General features: G+C 69.4%; 1 pseudogene. It reads right to left on the bottom strand.

Going from position 1 to position 252, the window contains the following annotated elements:
* Positions 1-252: pseudogene (locus AC0IW9_RS31410) on the bottom strand (leucyl/phenylalanyl-tRNA--protein transferase); the annotation flags it as partial.

Raw genomic sequence — 252 nt, 5'->3', positions numbered from 1 at the left:
AGGAACACCTCCACCGTGTGGGCGTGCCCGGCATCGAAGAGGGCTCCGTAGAGCTCGCGAATCCGGCCGTTGATCCAAGTCCGTTCGGCATCGCCCCGCGGCGCGGCGCAGCCGGCGATGACCGCATCGAAATCCGGGTCGGTCCGCACCTCGAACACGTCGGAGCGCACGGTGCGGGCAAGCCGCTTGGAGACGTGGAAGTCATCGAGGGGCAGGATGCCCCGCGCCCGCGGCTCGACCCAGTAGATGGCC

This window comes from Belnapia sp. AC561 (genome assembly GCF_979252845.1).
The sequence above is the reverse complement of the archived record's forward strand: the minus strand, read 5'-3'. Positions and strand labels throughout refer to the sequence as shown.